Source organism: Lysinibacillus sp. NPDC095746 (assembly GCF_044763535.1).
Taxonomy (GTDB): domain Bacteria; phylum Bacillota; class Bacilli; order Bacillales_A; family Planococcaceae; genus Lysinibacillus.
On sequence record NZ_JBIWGL010000007.1, the window covers coordinates 91,098 to 109,862 of the forward strand.

The 18,765-nt window shown below is 38.9% G+C and carries 18 protein-coding genes; 13 read left to right on the plus strand and 5 right to left on the minus strand.

Annotation, left to right across the window (positions count from 1 at the left end):
• Window positions 1-37 precede the first annotated feature (37 nt).
• Window positions 38-532 (plus strand): cupin domain-containing protein, encoded by a 495-nt coding sequence (locus ACIQ7N_RS07290; RefSeq protein ID WP_402931190.1) that lies wholly within the window; start codon window positions 38-40, stop codon window positions 530-532.
• Window positions 533-692: 160 nt separating this feature from the next.
• Here the strand turns inward: ACIQ7N_RS07290 and ACIQ7N_RS07295 are convergent, their stop codons facing one another.
• Window positions 693-1,412 carry a DUF6904 family protein gene (locus tag ACIQ7N_RS07295; protein WP_402931192.1) on the minus strand — a complete coding sequence of 240 codons (720 nt, stop codon included), beginning with the start codon at window positions 1,410-1,412 and terminating at the stop codon, window positions 693-695.
• A 22-nt stretch (window positions 1,413-1,434) separates the two neighbouring features.
• Complete coding sequence (gene rluF / locus ACIQ7N_RS07300) at window positions 1,435-2,136, minus strand: 23S rRNA pseudouridine(2604) synthase RluF (RefSeq protein WP_402931194.1); 702 nt, start codon at window positions 2,134-2,136, stop codon at window positions 1,435-1,437.
• Window positions 2,137-2,483: 347 nt separating this feature from the next.
• On the opposite strand from rluF, the gene adh reads away from it, so the two are divergent.
• The 5 genes from adh to ACIQ7N_RS07325 all read left to right on the plus strand — a co-directional run bounded on the left by adh (window position 2,484) and on the right by ACIQ7N_RS07325 (window position 7,608).
• Window positions 2,484-4,004: an aldehyde dehydrogenase gene (gene adh, locus ACIQ7N_RS07305; protein WP_402931196.1), complete on the plus strand. Its 1,521-nt coding sequence runs from the start codon at window positions 2,484-2,486 to the stop codon at window positions 4,002-4,004.
• Between the two features lie 21 nt (window positions 4,005-4,025).
• Window positions 4,026-4,385 carry a DUF779 domain-containing protein gene (locus tag ACIQ7N_RS07310; protein WP_402931198.1) on the plus strand — a complete coding sequence of 120 codons (360 nt, stop codon included), beginning with the start codon at window positions 4,026-4,028 and terminating at the stop codon, window positions 4,383-4,385.
• 240 nt (window positions 4,386-4,625) lie between these two features.
• Window positions 4,626-5,588, plus strand: coding sequence for a DUF4003 family protein (locus tag ACIQ7N_RS07315; protein ID WP_402931200.1), 963 nt, complete (start codon window positions 4,626-4,628; stop codon window positions 5,586-5,588).
• Window positions 5,589-5,631: 43 nt separating this feature from the next.
• Window positions 5,632-7,059 (plus strand): aldehyde dehydrogenase family protein, encoded by a 1,428-nt coding sequence (locus tag ACIQ7N_RS07320; protein ID WP_402931202.1) that lies wholly within the window; start codon window positions 5,632-5,634, stop codon window positions 7,057-7,059.
• A 69-nt stretch (window positions 7,060-7,128) separates the two neighbouring features.
• Entirely contained in the window at window positions 7,129-7,608 is a 480-nt protein-coding gene (locus ACIQ7N_RS07325; protein ID WP_053482846.1) for an acyl-CoA thioesterase, read from the plus strand.
• A gap of 47 nt (window positions 7,609-7,655) precedes the next feature.
• Here ACIQ7N_RS07325 and ACIQ7N_RS07330 read toward each other — a convergent pair whose 3' ends face one another.
• A complete protein-coding gene (locus ACIQ7N_RS07330) occupies window positions 7,656-8,966 on the minus strand; it encodes a globin-coupled sensor protein (RefSeq protein ID WP_305883973.1) in 1,311 nt (436 codons plus the stop codon).
• 294 nt (window positions 8,967-9,260) lie between these two features.
• Between ACIQ7N_RS07330 and ACIQ7N_RS07335 the strand changes: the two genes are divergently transcribed.
• Entirely contained in the window at window positions 9,261-9,470 is a 210-nt protein-coding gene (locus ACIQ7N_RS07335; RefSeq protein ID WP_402931205.1) for a hypothetical protein, read from the plus strand.
• A 105-nt stretch (window positions 9,471-9,575) separates the two neighbouring features.
• On the opposite strand, the gene corA is transcribed toward ACIQ7N_RS07335, so the two are convergent.
• On the minus strand, window positions 9,576-10,535 hold the full coding sequence (gene corA, locus ACIQ7N_RS07340) for a magnesium/cobalt transporter CorA (RefSeq protein WP_402931207.1): 960 nt from the start codon (window positions 10,533-10,535) through the stop codon (window positions 9,576-9,578).
• Window positions 10,536-10,584: 49 nt separating this feature from the next.
• Window positions 10,585-11,271, minus strand: a complete 687-nt coding sequence (locus ACIQ7N_RS07345) for a class I SAM-dependent methyltransferase (protein ID WP_248717501.1) — start codon at window positions 11,269-11,271, stop codon at window positions 10,585-10,587.
• A 120-nt stretch (window positions 11,272-11,391) separates the two neighbouring features.
• On the opposite strand from ACIQ7N_RS07345, the gene ACIQ7N_RS07350 reads away from it, so the two are divergent.
• From ACIQ7N_RS07350 to radA, 6 genes are all read left to right on the plus strand, one after another.
• Window positions 11,392-11,697: a magnetosome magnetite crystal formation protein family gene (locus ACIQ7N_RS07350; protein ID WP_402931209.1), complete on the plus strand. Its 306-nt coding sequence runs from the start codon at window positions 11,392-11,394 to the stop codon at window positions 11,695-11,697.
• A 373-nt stretch (window positions 11,698-12,070) separates the two neighbouring features.
• Window positions 12,071-12,541 carry a CtsR family transcriptional regulator gene (locus ACIQ7N_RS07355; RefSeq protein WP_402931211.1) on the plus strand — a complete coding sequence of 157 codons (471 nt, stop codon included), beginning with the start codon at window positions 12,071-12,073 and terminating at the stop codon, window positions 12,539-12,541.
• A gap of 13 nt (window positions 12,542-12,554) precedes the next feature.
• A complete protein-coding gene (locus tag ACIQ7N_RS07360) occupies window positions 12,555-13,103 on the plus strand; it encodes a UvrB/UvrC motif-containing protein (protein ID WP_402931213.1) in 549 nt (182 codons plus the stop codon).
• Window positions 13,100-14,209, plus strand: coding sequence for a protein-arginine kinase McsB (mcsB, locus tag ACIQ7N_RS07365; protein ID WP_132362645.1), 1,110 nt, complete (start codon window positions 13,100-13,102; stop codon window positions 14,207-14,209). The genes ACIQ7N_RS07360 and mcsB overlap by 4 nt, the downstream gene beginning before the upstream one ends.
• Window positions 14,199-16,643, plus strand: coding sequence for an ATP-dependent Clp protease ATP-binding subunit (locus tag ACIQ7N_RS07370; protein ID WP_274066673.1), 2,445 nt, complete (start codon window positions 14,199-14,201; stop codon window positions 16,641-16,643). The genes mcsB and ACIQ7N_RS07370 overlap by 11 nt, the downstream gene beginning before the upstream one ends.
• Before the next feature lie 352 nt (window positions 16,644-16,995).
• Window positions 16,996-18,372, plus strand: a complete 1,377-nt coding sequence (radA, locus tag ACIQ7N_RS07375) for a DNA repair protein RadA (protein WP_402931216.1) — start codon at window positions 16,996-16,998, stop codon at window positions 18,370-18,372.
• The last annotated feature ends 393 nt before the right edge of the window (window positions 18,373-18,765 follow it).

Below are 18,765 nucleotides of genomic sequence, written 5' to 3' on the forward strand. Positions count from 1 at the left end.
TATTATTTGGTAATGTGGACGAAAGGAGTGATGTTTTATGAAGTATTCAGCACAATATTTTATTGAGAAATTAAATTTAGCAGAGCATCCTGAGGGAGGGTATTACATATCCTCGTTTAGAGCATCTGAGGATATGGCTGTACGAGATGTACAGAGACCAATTTATACGAGTATTTATTTCTTACTTCGTTCACAGGATATATCGCATTTGCATCGTTTAAAATCGGACGAGCTTTGGTATTATCATGCTGGCAGTCCGCTAACAGTCCATATGATTTTCCCTGATGGTACATATGAGGCGAAGAAGCTTGGATTAGATGTCGAGTCAGGAGAAGTACCACAAATAGCAGTACCGAAAAATACTATATTTGGCTCATCTGTAGAGGATGCAGAGGCATTTAGTTTAGTAGGCTGCATGGTTGCACCAGGCTTTGATTTTGAAGACTTCGAATTATTTACACAAGAGGAGCTTTTAGCTGACTATCCACAGCACGAGGAAGTTATTAGAAAAATGGCTTACACAACAATTTAAAGGAAGAAAGATAGCTGTTTCAAAGTTAGGTGAGTCGGCTCATTGTGTTGAAAAACAAAATAATATATTGTTTACCTAGATGAGGGCTACTTGTTTAGCCCAATCGCCATATTTTATTTACAAGCGCCGTCTCAAAATTAGTTGAGGCGGCGCTTCCTATTTACCACAAAATAGTTTCAGGATATTTAGCTTTAATTTCAATTTCATGTAACGATTTTTTTGTAGTAATCGCGGCTTCCATGAGTTGTGATTTTAGCAGTTCATATTCATCGTCTTCTAACATTAATCGGAGAGCAAATGATGCTAATTGGGTTTTACGTTCCTCCAAGCTTAGGTGAATATACTCTAAGTTTAAAACATCGATGTACTGTGTTGCATACCGAAATGTTAATGGACTTTTAGTATGGAGCATTCTTAAAAATACTAAGTATTCTTCCTCATTAAGCTCCTGCTCTAAACAGTTAGCAACCGCTGCCTGGAATTTACGAATGGCGGCAACATCAATATTCCAATCAGAAGAATCAATTAGCTCCTGATGTAGGCGAATGAAATCGTTTAAAGCGATAGCAGTAAAGATTAGCTCAGGCCAAAGAATTTCTGCTGCGAAATAAGCATTTTTGTGGGGGAAAATTAGTTCATGCTGTATCAAAACACTTTTATTGAGACCATTGCTAACAAACTCAAGCTGATGCTCCCCCTGGGCAGCTTGACGTAGATTATAACAAACACGAAGAATGCGGAGGCGCGCTCCTTGATAATCATAATACTTGTTTTCATCACCAGTTATTTTGTAAATAGCATTAATAAGCTCATCTAAATCCCAAAAATCCCCGCTAACACGTGCTCCAGTTAACTGCTCAGTACTTTGAATTGACAGCATAGTTCTATCCCCTTAAACTGCTTTATTTTGGTGTGTATTTAAGTAGTCTAAATAGTTCTGTTCGTTCTTTATCTGTTAAATCGCGCCACTGTCCAACTTTTAAATTGCCAAGCTTAATATTCATAATACGAATGCGTTGTAGACGCTTAACGGAGTAGCCAAGTGCTGAACACATACGACGTATTTGGCGATTTAAACCTTGCTCTAAAATGATTTTAAAGACTTTATCAGATATTTTTTCGACATGACAAGGTAGGGTTGTAGTATCTAAAATATTGACACCCGCTCCCATTTTTTTGATGAATTGCTCCGTAATGGGTTTATCGACTTGCACGATATATTCTTTTTCATGATGATTTTCAGCACGTAAAATTTTATTGACGATGTCACCATCATTTGTCAGTAATAATAGCCCCTCTGACTCTTTATCTAGTCGTCCAATATGGAAAATGCGAAGAGGATGATTGACAAAATCAACGACATTTCCTTTTATATGACGTTCAGTTGTACTTGTAATTCCTACTGGTTTGTTTAAGGCAATATATACGAGCTGTTCTTCTTTCTTTACCTCTTTTCCATCAACACAAACCAGATCACCAGCTTCTACTTGACTACCGATTGTAGCAAGTTCACCATTAATTGTTACTTTACCTTCTTCTACCCATTTATCCGCACCGCGACGAGATACGATGCCTGTTTCACTCAAATATTTATTAATGCGCATACTGTTCTCCTATACATTTATATTATTTTTAAGTATACATTATAGTTGGTCACACCGTGAATTCTAGAAGCTTTTCTAGGAAATATAACTCACTTCAGAAAAACAACTTTCGTGGGTCTCCTCGTCGTTCTACTACCTCATTCCTTGTGCTTTCATACCAATCTGCTTCCTTAATCACAAACGAATTTTAATAGGAATCTAAAAAATTTTAAAAAAGTTGAAATTATTTTTCGTTTCTGACAATATATTGTGTAAGAGGGTATCTATGAAATTATTGTTATTTCGATAAAAAATGACGATATTTGTAGATTATTTTCTCATCATTTTGTGTAAAGGGGAGAAGTAAAATGGTTTATGCATTTCCAAACACTGAAGGGTCGGTAGTTCAATTTAAAGAGAAATATGAAAATTACATTGGTGGGGAATGGACACCTCCAGTGAAAGGACAATACTTTGACAATGTGACACCTGTTACTGGACAAGTTTTTACACAAGTAGCTCGTTCTACTGCTGAGGATATTGAACTTGCACTTGATGCAGCACATGCCGCAAAAGATGCATGGGGAAAAACATCCGCAACAGAGCGTGCAAACATTTTACTTAAAATTGCGGACCGCATAGAACAAAACTTAGAAAAGCTAGCCGTTGCCGAAACATGGGATAACGGAAAAGCGGTACGTGAAACATTAAATGCAGATATCCCTCTTGCAATTGATCATTTCCGTTATTTTGCGGGAGCTTTACGTGCACAGGAAGGCTCAGTAAGCCAAATCGATAACGATACTGTCGCTTATCATTTCCATGAGCCAATTGGGGTGGTAGGTCAAATTATCCCATGGAACTTCCCGTTATTAATGGCTGTTTGGAAGTTAGCACCAGCACTTGCAGCTGGAAACTGTGTGGTGTTAAAACCTGCAGAGCAAACACCAACTTCGATTATGGTGCTCGTTGAATTAATAGAAGATTTATTGCCATCAGGTGTACTAAATGTTGTCAATGGCTTTGGCTTAGAGGCAGGGAAGCCGCTCGCATCAAACCCACGCATCGGTAAAATTGCCTTTACGGGTGAGACAACGACAGGTCGCTTAATTATGCAATATGCTTCACAAAATCTTATTCCAGTTACATTAGAATTGGGCGGCAAATCGCCAAACATCTTCTTTGAGGATATTATGGACGAAGATGATGCCTTTTTAGATAAAGCAGTAGAGGGCTTTGTATTATTCGCATTAAACCAAGGTGAAGTATGTACATGTCCTTCTCGTGCATTAATTCAAGAATCTATTTACGATAAATTTATGGAGCGCGTCCTACAGCGTGTTGAAGCGATTAAAGTTGGAAATCCACTTGATCCGAATACGATGATGGGTGCGCAAGCTTCGAGTGAGCAAATGGAAAAAATCCTTTCTTACTTAGATATTGGTAAGCAAGAAGGTGCAGAATGTCTAATTGGCGGAGAGAAAAATAATGTAGGGTCAGGCTTTGAAAATGGTTACTACATTAAGCCAACTGTCTTCAAAGGACATAATAAAATGCGTATTTTCCAAGAAGAAATTTTCGGGCCGGTTGTTGCTGTAACAACATTTAAAACAAAAGAAGAAGCGTTAGAAATCGCGAATGACACATTATACGGTTTGGGTGCAGGTGTATGGACACGTGATATGAATACAGCCTATCGCTTTGGTCGTGGTATTCAAGCAGGGCGTGTTTGGACAAACTGCTACCACGCTTATCCTGCACACGCAGCATTCGGTGGCTATAAAATGTCAGGGGTTGGTCGTGAAAACCATAAGATGATGTTAGCTCACTATCAACAAACGAAAAACCTATTAGTTAGCTACAGTGAAAACAAACTTGGTTTCTTCTAATCAATAGGGAGGTGCATGAGCGTGGTCGAGCGAGTTAAAGCAACAGAAGAAGCGCTAGCACTAAAAGAATTATTGAAAGAAAAGCATGGTCCTGTTATATTTCATCAATCAGGTGGATGCTGCGACGGCTCTTCGCCAATGTGTTATCCAGAGGGCGACCTACTATTAGGTGATCAAGATGTTTGCCTAGGAGAGATTGGTGGTGCTCCCTTCTATATGCATAAAAATCAATACGACTACTGGAAGCATACACAAATAATCTTAGACGTTGTCGATGGTAGAGGTGGTATGTTTTCACTTGAAGGCGTTGAAGGGAAACGATTCTTAACAAGATCAAGAGCCTTTTCAACAGAGGAGTTAAAGGAATTAGGTTTAATTTAAAGACTTTAGTGACAGCGGCAAACAGTATTGCCGCTGTTTTTTTATGTTGATTTATTTGGAAAGTTTATGTGAGGCTATATTGCTGCATGATGGAGGCTTTCATAAAAAATCATGTGCTACTGTCGCTTCGTTGCACTACGCTAGCTGGAATGAAACCAATCCAACGTTATGATGATGAGCCAAAATGAATGAATCCTTTTTTGTTTAATTACGTAAATATGGAAAAGGAGCGTGTTAAGCATGGATTTCGTTATGATTGAAAATCAGTTTACAAATATGGTGGAGGATGTCTCGAAGGCTGTTGGCCGGACAGTGGATCGTAAAATTGTGTTAGCCATAGCTAGCAAATATGTGGCATCTGGAAAACCTTTTGATTCTGTTAAATATAAAGAAGTATTACAAGAAATGAAAAAGCAAACTTCATGGACATCTCCGTTAAGAACAACGGTAGGTTATAGTATTGCTGCAAATTTATTGGAGCAAGAAGATCCAGAACAAGCAGTGAAAAATTTACTAAACAACGTGAATATAATGAAGGAAGCGAAATTTAGAAGTGGGAACTTTAGTTTTATTGGTGCACAGTTTTTAACTGAAGAGGAAAGTGAGAAGCGTGCACATGCACAGGCGGCACGTGCATTATTTGATGCAATCCGTAAACATCATAAGTTTTTAACGTCATACGATGATATTCCTTATGCAGTATTGTTAAGTAGCACCTCTGATGATGCGGAGCTACGTGCGGAAACAATGAATCGTTATTATAAAGAATTACGTACGTATAATTTTAATGCGGGTAATGAGCTTCAATGGCTATCGCAATTACTGACTTTCTTATCAGCTCAATATGATAATAATCTAGTGCCAAATGTTGTGACAATCCGTGACACACTAAAGAATCAGGATGTAAAGGTCAAGACAATGCACTATCCTTTACTTGGTTTTTTAGCAATCCTTGAAGTGAATCAAGTACAGCTTCAACAGATTGTTGATGTATATAATGAGTTAAAAGATATGAAACTTTTAAAATGGCATCGTGAATTTGTGTTATTTATGGCCATACAAATTGCAATTTATGATATGGCGCAGGTGCAACAATCCTTATCAATGACGATCATGTCATCTATTGAATTATTAATTCAAGCACAGCAAGCAGCGATGTTCGCGGCAATGAGTGCAGCAGCTGTAGCTTCAAGTTCTTCGTGATAAAATAAAGAAGAACTTGATTTTTTGGAGGTGCATTTGAAGGATGAAGGAAACAAAGCTTTGGATGAATGGCCAATGGCAGAACGCAAAGGAAACATATGAGCTAAGTTCGCCCTATAGTGGTGAGGTTATTGCAAAGGTAGCTAAGGCATCAATTTTTGACGTTGAGCAAGCAATAGAAGGTGCACATAAGGCATTCCAAACGTTTAAAAAGACAACAGCCTACGAACGTGCCGAAATATTATATAAAGTGGTTAACATAATGCGCCAGCGCAAAGAGGAATTAGCTGAAATTTTAGCCCTAGAGGCAGGTAAGCCAATATCGGCAGGTTTAACTGAAATAGAACGTACAATAGCAACTTATCAATTTGCTGCGGAGGGTGCTAAGCAAGCAAACGGTGAAACGGTACCGATGGATGCTGCACCAGGGGCAGGAGATCGTATCGGCTGGACAAAACGAGAACCTCTAGGTGTAATTTCAGCCATAACACCATTTAATTTTCCATTCAATTTAGTGGCACATAAATTAGGTCCTGCTTTTGCAGTGGGAAATACGGTAGTCTTAAAGCCAGCGACGCAAACGCCATTAAGCTCTATCGTGATGGCGGAAATTTTCCAGCAAGCGGGTCTACCTAATGGTGCGCTTCAAATTATGACAGGTAGCGGAGGGGAGCTAAGTGATACACTAGTGACCCACCCACTTGTGAAAAAGGTGACATTCACGGGTAGTGGTAAGGTTGGTTTGGGCATTAAAGAAAAAGTAGGCTTGCGTAAAGTCACTTTAGAGCTTGGTTCCAATGCTGCAGTAATTGTCGAGCCATCGACACCAATTGATAAAATTATTTCACGTTGTGTCGGTGGTGCTTTTAATTTTGCTGGACAAGTTTGTATCTCTTTACAACGTATTTATGTACACGCATCTATTATTGATGAATTTACAAAGGCGTTTGTAGCGGAGACAGAAAAATTAGTGGTAGGTGATCCACTAGATACAAATACGGATGTTAGTGCAATGATTAATCCAAAAGAAGTTGAACGTATTTGTCAATGGATTGACGAAGCAAAGTCACAAGGTGCGATAGTTGCAACAGGCGGAACATTTACGGAACGTACTTTAACGCCAACTGTTATGACGAATGTGACGTCGGATATGAAAGTTGTTTGTCAGGAAACATTCGCGCCAATCGTCTCAATTGTTTCATATGAAACATTAGACGACGCTATTCGACTAGTGAATGAGTCGGAACTTGGTTTAAATGCTGGCATTTATACGAATGTGCTACCTGATGCATTACGTGCAGCAGATGAAATACAAGCAGGTGCTGTTATTATTAATGATATTCCGACATTTAGGGTCGATAATATGCCATACGGTGGCGTTAAAATGAGTGGCTACGGGCGCGAAGGTATTAAGTGGGCAATTGAGGAAATGACAGATATGAAATTTATAACGATGAAAAAATCGTTCTAATTTGCATCAACTCTTTTTCTACGATACGATGACGAAAGAAACATTTCATGAAGGGAAGTTGCAAGAACTATGACAAACAACGCAATACCGATGGGTCAGTCACGTACTGTTCAAACGCGTCTCGTATTACCGCCAGATACAAATAATCACAACTCCATTTTTGGTGGAAGAGTGTTAGCTTATATTGATGAAATTGCTGCAATTACGGCAATGAAGCATGCGAAAGGGCATGTAGTTACAGCCTCTATTGATTCAGTTGATTTTTTATCGGCAGCACATGTAGGGGATATTTTAGAAATTGAAAGTATTGTTTCGTCAACTGGACGTTCTTCAATGGAAGTTTACGTTCGGGTTATTTCACGAAACATTGAAACTCGTGAGGAAAAATTAACGACGGAATCCTTTGTAACAATGGTTGCAGTAGATGATGATGGTAAACCTAAGCCAGTTCCTGCAATTTATCCTGAAACAGATGCAGAAAAACGTCTGTTTGAAACAGGCCCTGCAAGACGAGAACATCGTAAGCAAAAACGGGAATTACCGCATTAAAAGTGAAAAGGGAAATTGACGTATACTGTCAGTTTCCCTTTTTGTGCTTACATTTTTAACTCATTTACCACATTAATCAGTGAATCGGAAGAAGAAGAAACGAGTGTAGCTCCTTGTGACAGTTCAGTAATCAAGTTAGAAATTGTTGAAATATCTCTGGATGTATTTACATACTGCTGTTGAATTCCAGCAACAGCATCGGCGATATCATTAAATGATTTAGATAAACTGTTTTGTGTATCTACGCTATGTTGAATCTTTTGATCCACGTTAATAACTGAATTAGACATTGTTGTAATATTACTTTCTGTTTCTCTAATGAGATGAGAAACATTTTGTACAGCATTTTTTGTCTCTTCTGCAAGCTTACGAACTTCCTCTGCTACAACAGCAAAACCTTTACCATGCTCACCCGCACGGGCTGCCTCGATAGAAGCATTCAATGCTAATAAGTTGGTTTGATCGGCAATTCCCGTAACTAACCCTACAATCTCTGATATTTTTTGAGAAGATGTGCGTAATTGGTTCATCGTAACTTCAAGACTGTTTACACTTTGCAAAATAACTTGTATTAAATCATTTTGATCTTGTAGCTGCTGCTGTCCGCGTCTGGATTTTTCCTGTGTATCAGCAACGAAGGATAAGCCTTGTTTAGTCGCTACTGCGATATCGTCCGTTTGAGAAGAAATGACTAATAAAGAGGCTGCTGTTTCTTCACTAATCCCATTGAGCTCCTCTGCCGTTTTTTGAATGGTAGTAACAAGTGCGTGTTTTGTATCATCAGCTGCTGCTCGAATGCGTTCCTCTTCTTTTTCATAGGCTTCGATTACAAGCTGCTGCTCGAAGTTAATGATTTTGCAGAAGGCATTGATAGCACGAATGGCATCATGTTTCGATAAATCCAACTCATTTGTAAAGCGTGTAAATGTCGTTGTTAATGACTGGAATGAGGCGATATACCACTTTGATTGTAGACCAATTCGAACATGGGTTTCAGCGATTGCCTTCCGTTCATCAATATAAGCGTTGTTAATATGACTTTCGAAAATATCACTCAAGTGCTTATGTAAAGTAACTTTTAAACGTTCGATTTGTGACGTTCTGTTTATAATATCTAACAAATCTTGGCTTAAACTAATAGCTGCATAAAATTTATCCACCATTTCAGGAACTAAATCTTTAGCTAAAGGCTGTAGTTGTTTAATGATGGCTAAATCCTCAATTGTTAAATCTAAAAGTTGCAACTGTTTTTGAAGTTTTGGATAGTTTGATACATCCAATTGTACATTGTTTTTATAATTTTCAGGTGCTAATGTAATTGAGTAGCTAGAATCGTTCTTTTTTGTAAACCAACTCATTGTCTGTTTGCTCCATTCTTTATAAATGCATAGTAGTATATAAAAATTGAATTGCTTAGTTTGTTAATTTTTCGGAATATATGGTATTTAGTCTATTCTACTATTTTTTGTCGTAAATTTGGTTAAAATTTTAGTGTATTTCTTTATTTTTTATAGGCATTATAGACGACTGTCGATTAAAAGTCATGAAATAGACTATTAAAAAGGTAATAGGTAAATTGAATTTAAAATAGGAAACCTGTAAAATACGAACTGTTTAGATTGAACGTAACAATAGTTTTGAGGAGGTATTACATGGAAAAGAAGCGTTTCAAATTTGTTATTCCGGTTATGGTAATTGTAGCGATTGGCTCGGTTTACATGTTAAGAAACTACTATGCTGAAGTACCAGACTTAGATCAACTATTAATTACTATCTGTGCAACAATAGTATCTGGGGTACTCGCTTACTTTTTATTTCCACAGCAAGGCGAACATAAAATTGATGATCGTGGTCCTTACTGACAGTAGAAAGGCACCTTAGAGAATCTCAGGTGCCTTTAGTATGTTGTGCGAGTAAACGCTTTGCGCGGGCTCTTCTCGTCATCGATGACGATGGTCCCGAAGGAATTAAGGTTTAAATAATTTGAACCAGCCTTTAAGCTTAAAGACTGCCAGCATAAATAAAGCGATAAAAATCATAATTCCGAGTACAATAAAGTAGCTAAATTTCCCATGTAGCTCTGGCATATATTCGAAATTCATGCCATAAACACCGGCAATAAATGTTAGCGGAATAAAGATTGTTGAAACAATTGTTAAGGTCATCATGATGCCATTCATGCGACTAGAGCTCATCGCCATATAGCTATCACGCATATCCGCAGTGAGTTCACGGTTGGATTCAATCATTTCGGTGAGTTTAAGCAGATGATCGTAAATATCTCCGAAATAAGCTCGTTCTGATTTATTTAGTGAAAATCGGTAAGAGTTAAGGATACGATATAATAGATCACGCATTGGTAATATGGTGCGACGTAGATCAAGCAAATCACTACGGAATTCAAACACAATTTTCATAGCGTTAAGGTTACTTTGATAGGTAAGCTCATCTTCTAGTGCATTTAAATGATCCTCAATCTTATAGACAAGTGGGAAATAGTTATCAACGATTTTATCGATTACCTGGTATGTTAAATAGATTGTGCCTCGTTCCCAATTCTTTGGCTGTTTTTCTAGCATCATTTGTACTCGATCTATCTCCGGTGCTGAATTTTTATGAAATGTAACAATAAATTTATTAGAAACAAAAATGTTTACTTCTTCTGCTGTTAATTCTTCGTTAACTCTTTGGATAACAAAGAAATGGAAATCATCATAAAAATCGAGCTTTGGCCGCTGTAAACGCATTAAACAATCTTCTATAGCAAGTGGGTGAAAATGGAAAAATGTATCTAACAGTAGTTCTTCCTCATCGGTCGGACAATTAAAATCGACCCAGTACCATTCAAATTCGTTTTTGTGTATATCTTCTAGCGGAAAATCCTTTATAAGCTTTTGGTCTTTTGTAATGCCTATTGTACGTATCACAGCATTCACCTCAATTCTGTTAATTATAGCTTAACAGGTGTATAAATCTTCACAATAAACTTTCTTTATAACATATCCAACCACCAAATAAAGTAGTCGCAAAGAATCTAGATGGTTTTGTAAAACCTGCCTGCTGTAATAGTGCTAAAATGTCCTCTTCACGCATAAATGAAAGAGAACGTATGGATTTCTCCATTTCCGCTACTTCCGATGGTGTTAGCTTTGTATGCTGTAGCCAATAAGCACGCCATAAATCAAATTGTAGCTCAGTTTCTAAGGAACCTTGCTGCCCATATTTTGAGACGAGGACAAAGGGAGCACCAGGCTTTAAATTATTCGCTATTTCTTGTAATGTTGCAAGCTTCTCTTGATCATCTTGTATAAAGTGAAGCACTAATACACAGCTTGCTGCATCAAACTTCACTGCAGGTAACTGAGTATCCAGTATAGTTCCTTGATATAAAGAAATATTATTAGGTAGAGATTTTAAACGTTCACCAGCGATTTGTAGCATCGCTTCTGACGGATCTATACCAACAAATGACCAATGAGGACTTTTCTCAGCAAGCTGTAAAATCTCATTGCCGCTTCCGGAGCCAACGACTAAAAATTCAGCTGTTTCATGTAACGCAGATTGGTAAAAGGTTTGTGTCAAACGTAGCATTGCATCATAGCTAGGGAGCGTGCGACGAATACCTTTTTCGTATTCGTTTGCAAGTTTGTTATTAAATTCCATCGGTTATCACATGCCTTTCAAAAAAATTTTAAAATCCAATTTATATTTGAAACTATTTAAGAAATAGATCCGTAAATAGTAGTACATAAAATAAAAAATTAAATGGAAGGATTGATATAAATGGAAACTAAATGGTCTAAGGTAATCATACACGCAAGTGCGTTTTTTGCGCCATGGTTAGTACCGATTATATTTTTCTTAATTAGCTCAGATGAAGAGGTAAAAAGTATTTCCGTGCAAGCCTTATTGTTCCAAGTTGTAATGGGGGTATTAATGACAATTTCGGGGATTTTAAGCTTCCTAATCATTGGTATACCGTTCTTAATTGTTTTTGGTATCATGTATTTTGTTGCACCAATTATCGGTATTGTGAAGGCTCTATCTGATGAGCATTGGCGTTATCCAATAGTTGGTCGATGGGTATAATTTTTATAGACGCAAGTATATGCTAGTTGCATATGCTTGCGTTTTTTCTATAGCTGAAAAGGGCATCTTATAACTAAGAAACTTATTTCAGCGGTTGTCCAAACATCTGCAGAAATAAGTTAAAAATCATCGCTTCCATACGATAACGGTTAACTGACCTGCATCAAGCTGCTGACGCTACGCTTCCGGGCAAAAAACATCCTGCTCGCCTAACCACAAAGCCGATTCCGGACGCAATTATTCCTGGCATAGGCATAATTAATTTTTTCTAAGTGCGAAATAATTGCAATTATTTTCAAGCGTTTTGTATAATATACTCAAAGAAAGTCAAAGATAGTCAAAGTCAGTGAAGTAAGCGAGGTGTATTCCTAAAATGCGTAATATATCAGACATCATAGAAGGCTACTTAAAGCAAGTGCTTGAATTAGGTGGAGAAGGGCATATTGAAATAAAACGTAGTGAAATCGCAGATAAATTTCAATGCGTGCCCTCACAAATAAATTATGTAATCAATACTAGATTTACTGTCGAGCGAGGTTATCTTGTTGAAAGCAAACGTGGTGGTGGTGGATACATTCGAATTTTACGTGTCCGCGCGAATTCACAAATTGATCTGATTGATGATGTCCTCGCGCAAATAGAAGGTGGGGCATCGCAAACAATGACAGAAGATTTAGTGTATCGACTAATTGATGAGCAGGTAATTTCAAAGCGAGAAGCGAAATTAATGTTAGCAGCAGTTGATCGCTCAACTCTCGATTTGCAACTCCCGTTACGGGATATTATTCGAGCAAGAATTTTACGAGCGATGCTAACAACGATTAAATATGAACAGCACAAATAAAGAGGTGATGGGAATGATATGCGAACATTGTAAGCAGCGTAATGCGACAGTTACCGTAACACAAATTCAAAATGGTCAAAAAGTAGAGCATCATTATTGTGACGTCTGTGCCTCGCAGTTCCATCCATTTCATGCTGAATTTAAGCAAGAGCCAATATCTATTCAGCAGTTATTATCCAATTGGTTTGGCTCCCCTACATGGCAGCAACAACAAGTGGGTGAAAAACAGCAGGCACCACCACAACCGCAAACATGCCCACAATGTGGATTTACGTATAAACAATTTTTAAAAGAAGGTAAGTTTGGATGCCCTAGCTGCTATGATACCTTTGGTGAACACTTACCGAAGCTCTTTAACCGTATACAGGCTGGTCCTCAACATATAGGAAAAATGCCCGGTGCCCAAAACAATGTCTATGTCATCAAAAAGCAAATTGAAGATATTCGTAAACGTATGAAGATTGCTGTAGATGAAGAACAATTTGAAGAGGCCGCAAAGCTTCGTGATGAAGCGAAGGAACTTGAGAAGCAGCTACAATTTAAAGGTGGTGATGTGTCGTGATGATTGAGTCATTTTTAGAGCGTGCTACACCGATATGGATGAGTGTAGAGGACGATTATTCAGATATTGTCATTAGTACACGCATTCGCCTTGCTCGAAATTTAGATGGTTATCGTTTTCCATTAGCCTTTACAGAGGATGAAGCATTACAGGTGGAACACGCAGTTACACATGCAATCAAGGATAGTACAGAACTTCGAGAAAATTATTCATATTTTGCTATTAAAGACTTAACGTCTTTACAGCGTCAAATACTTGTGGAAAAGCACTTGATTAGTCCTCAGCTTGCAAAAAAAGAGCGAGTTGGCTCCATGCTCTTATCTGATGACGAATCAACTAGCATTATGGTGAACGAAGAAGACCATTTACGCATTCAATGTATGACGGCGAGTTTTCAACTTCAAAAGGCATACGAGCAAGCCAATAAAATTGATCGTACCTTAGAGAAAGCTTTGCCTTACGCATTTCGAGATACATTTGGTTATTTAACAAGTTGTCCAACAAATATTGGTACTGGTTTACGAGCATCTGTCATGATGCACCTGCCTGCCCTTACACTTACGGGTCAGATGAATCAAATCATTAATGCGATGACACGATTAGGAATGACGGTAAGAGGAATATATGGGGAGGGTAGTGAAAATATAGGGAATGTTTACCAAGTGTCAAATCAGATTACACTAGGGAAAACAGAGGATGATATTTTAGCCGATATCCAAAGTGTCGCTGAAAAAATAATTCAAAAAGAACGACATGCAAGAGGTAAGTTAATGGAAAAAGCAGAGCTTGCCTTAGAAGATCGTGTATACCGTGCTTTAGGGACATTAACACATGCTCGAATTTTAACGAGTGAGGAAGCTGCTACCTGTCTTTCCAATGTTCGTTTAGGAGTAGATTTAAGGTTAATTGAAGGTATTAAAGCGACTAAATTAAACGAATGTGTTGTTAGTATGCAACCTGGATTTTTACAGAATTACGCAGGTGACGTTTTGCCACCTACTGAGCGAGATCGCGTACGAGCGGAAATGCTTCGTGAGGCACTATCTCGAGAAAATATGAGTAAGCCTATTATTCGGAGAAAAGGAGAGGATTCATTTGATGTTTAATCGTTTTACACAACGCGCGCAAAAAGTATTACAGCTTGCACAAGAAGAGGCAATTCGTTGGAAACACGAATCAATTGGAACAGAGCATATTCTATTAGGGCTTATCCGTGAAGGTGGCGGTATTGCTGCAAAAGCGTTAGAAGCCATTGATATTAGTCCCCAAATGATTGAATCAGGTATTGAAGAGCTTGTAGGGAAAGGTAAAGAAGATGTTGGTCCAATTGTCCACTACACACCTCGTGCTAAAAAGGTAATAGAACTATCAGTCGATGAATCACGTAAATTAGGTCATTCCTATATCGGCACAGAGCATTTACTATTAGCGCTTATTCGTGAGGGTGAAGGTATAGCGGCCCGTGTATTAAATAATGCTGGTGTCGGATTGAATAAGGCTCGTCAGCAAGTGCTATTGTTATTAGGTAATAACGATAATGCTCAATCTGGTCAACAAGCTGCACAGGCTGCCAATACACCAACATTAGATAGCCTTGCGCGTGATTTAACGCAAATTGCTCGTGAAGGCACTTTAGATCCAGTCATTGGTCGAAGCAAGGAAATTACACGTGTTATTGAGGTTCTGTCACGTCGTACAAAAAATAACCCTGTATTAATCGGGGAGCCAGGTGTTGGTAAAACAGCTATTGCTGAAGGCTTGGCACAGCAAATTATTAATAATGAAGTCCCAGAAATTCTTCGTGATAAACGTGTTATGACACTTGATATGGGGACAGTTGTTGCTGGAACAAAATATCGTGGTGAATTTGAGGACCGTTTGAAAAAGGTAATGGATGAAATTCGCCAAGCAGGAAATGTTATTTTATTCATCGATGAATTGCACACATTGATCGGTGCGGGTGGTGCAGAGGGTGCCATAGATGCGTCAAATATTTTAAAACCATCTTTAGCACGTGGCGAGCTTCAATGTATTGGTGCAACGACACTAGATGAGTATCGCAAATATATTGAGAAGGATGCGGCATTAGAGCGTCGTTTCCAACCAATTCAAGTTGATGAACCAACTGTAGAAGAAGCGATTCAAATTATTCAAGGCTTACGCGATCGTTATGAAGCGCATCACCGTGTGAAAATCACTGATGAAGCAATTGAAGCGGCAGCGAAAATGAGTGATCGATATATTTCTGATCGTTTCTTACCAGATAAGGCGATTGACTTAATCGATGAAGCCGGTTCTAAAGTCCGCTTACGTTCATTCGCAGTGCCACCAAACTTAAAGGCACTTGAAGATAAGCTTGAAAATGTGCGCTCTGAAAAGAATGCAGCTGTCTCAGGTCAAGAATTTGAAAAGGCAGCATCATTAAGAGATACAGAGCAAAAGCTAAAAGATGAAATCGAAACTACAAGAAAAAACTGGAAGGAAGAACAGGGTAAAGCCGAGTCAAAAGTGACAGTGGATGATGTAGCAGCGGTAGTATCTATGTGGACTGGAATTCCAGTTTCGAAAATTGCGTCAGAAGAATCGTCTAAGTTATTACAACTTGAAGAAGAGTTGCACAAACGGGTTGTAGGTCAAGGAGAAGCGGTAGAGGCAATTTCTCGCGCAATACGTCGCGCAAGAGCTGGTTTGAAAGATCCGAAACGACCAATTGGCTCATTTATTTTCTTAGGCCCTACAGGGGTTGGTAAAACAGAGCTTGCCAGAGCACTAGCTGAGGTTATGTTTGGCGATGAGGACGCAATGATTCGCGTGGATATGTCTGAGTACATGGAAAAACATTCGACTTCACGTTTAGTTGGTTCACCTCCAGGCTATGTAGGTTTTGATGATGGCGGTCAACTAACAGAAAAGGTTCGTCGTAAACCGTATTCAGTAGTATTACTAGATGAAATTGAGAAGGCACATCCAGATGTTTTCAATATCTTACTTCAAGTACTTGAAGATGGCCGTTTAACAGATTCTAAAGGTCGAGTGGTCGATTTCCGCAATACCGTTGTTATTATGACTTCAAACGTCGGTGCAGATGCTTTAAAATATCAGAAAAACCTTGGCTTTAATGTAGGTGGTACTGATACGAAGTATAAAGATATGAAGGGCACAATGCTCGAGGAATTGAAAAAAGCATTCCGTCCAGAGTTCTTAAACCGTATCGACGAAATGATTGTCTTCCACTCACTAGAAAAAGAACATTTAAAAGAAATCGTCGCAATGATGGCGAATGCTTTAACAAAACGTCTGAAGGAGCAAGACATTTCGTTAGAGTTAACGGATTCGGCACTCGAGAAAATTGCAGAGGAAGGCTACGATCCTCAATACGGTGCTCGCCCACTACGTCGTTCGTTGCAAAAACAAGTAGAAGACCGTTTATCGGAAGAACTGCTGAAAGGCAATGTAGAGAAGGGTAATCAAGTTATTATTGATTACGTGAATGAAGAGTTTGTTGTGAAGAAAAAAGAGGAAGTTTCTACTTCTAAATAATCTTCAACAGTGGGGGGGCATCATCCCCCGTCTACCCATTAAATGTTTATTTGAAAAGAACAGCAAGGCATAGTGCCAAGCTGTTCTTTTTTATCGTCATTTAGAATTTTTGAAGGTGGTTCCTTTTTAGAGGGTTCTAAACACCTACTGAAATAGAGGAACTTAGTCTAAGAGCGCCACGTTCTGTGGTAACGACTGTGTGACCACCATCACATTGGCCCAAAGCCCCTTGTCAGACGGATTTTAAAAGGAATAAATTATGCGGGCACAATTAAAAATCTGGACGCAATTACGCCAAGGCTTAAATTGATGTACAATAAATATAAGAACAAATATTCGAGGTGGATGCATTTTGGCGAAGAAAAAAACAAAATTTGTATGCTCAAGCTGCGGCTATGAATCCGCAAAATGGATGGGAAGATGTCCAGGGTGTGGGGAATGGAATAAGATGGTTGAAGAGGTGGAGGTGGTCGCGAAAGGGCCACGAGGGGCATTCCAACATTCTGCTACGGTTACTCAAAAGGCTCTCCCTATTATGCAGATTGAAGCAGCTGAGGAATCACGAGTTGCAACAGAAATGGGTGAGCTTAACCGAGTGTTAGGTGGAGGTATCGTGCCAGGTTCTCTTGTATTAATTGGGGGAGATCCTGGGATTGGGAAGTCGACATTGTTATTACAAGTATCTGCGTTGCTTTCGAATAAAGGGCATCGCGTGCTTTATATTTCTGGTGAGGAATCCATCCGTCAAACAAAGCTACGTGCAGAACGTTTAGGGGTGATGTCACAGGAGCTGTATATCTATTCTGAGACGAATTTAGAGTTTTTAAATCAGACTATTGACGATGTGCAGCCAAAGTTTGTTATTGTCGATTCGATTCAAACTGTTTTTCATCCAGAGGTAACGAGTGCACCTGGTAGTGTATCACAAGTGCGTGAATGTACAGCAGAACTTATGCGAATTGCAAAAACAAAGGGAATTGCAATTTTCCTAGTTGGACATGTAACAAAAGAGGGCCAAATTGCAGGGCCACGTATATTGGAGCATATGGTTGATACGGTATTGTATTTTGAAGGAGAACGACATCATAATCACCGTATTTTACGCAGCCAAAAAAACCGTTTTGGCTCTACGAATGAAATTGCTATCTTTGAAATGCTTCAGGGGGGCTTAAAGGAAGTGTTAAACCCGTCTGAGTTGTTCTTACAGGAGCGTTCTCAGGGAGCGGCAGGGTCAACAATCGTAGCCTCAATGGAAGGTACACGGCCAATTCTAGTTGAAATTCAGTCACTTGTAACACCAACAAGTTTTAATTATCCAAAACGAATGGCAACAGGTGTCGATCAAAACCGTGTACAACTGCTTATGGCTGTTCTTGAAAAGAGAATGGGCCTCATGTTACAGGCTCAGGATGCATATATTAAAGTTGCTGGCGGCGTGAAACTGGATGAGCCTGCAATTGATTTAGCGGTGTTGACAAGCATCGTTTCAAGTTTTAAGGATCAAGCTGTCAGAGCAACGGACTGCTTTATTGGGGAAGTAGGTTTGACAGGGGAGGTGCGTCGTGTATCTCGTATTGAACAACGTGTGATTGAGGCAGCAAAGCTCGGATTTAAACGGGCCTTCATACCGACTTCGAATATAGGTGGATGGGATTTCCCACAAGGTATTGAGATAGTTGGTGTGGAAACGATAAAGGATGCATTGAATGCTTGCTTTAGAGAGCTATAAAAAAGCTTGTGCATGTTGGGCAATGTTCTGACATGCACTTTTAATTTATTTCAGCGGGTGTACAAACACCCGCTGAAATAAATTAAAGCCTCCGGCGGATGTCACGGAAATCGGCAAGGAGTTCTTTGTGCATGCACAAAGCCGATTCCGGACGCAATTATGCCGAGGCATAATTGATTTGCAAGCTTTTGTAATTCATAGATAGAAGGTAGGAAACTCTAAAGGGGGTAATGGCGTCTAAGATAACGTCTGTGAAAAGGCTTCTTTAATGCCCAGCAGATGCTTAAGCATGTGAAGGATTTCAATAATTGATTGTCCTCTTTCATTAGAATCGAAATGGTTGATCACAAGAATATTAATGATACTTTGATGGGTTCATAAAAGATTTTCTAC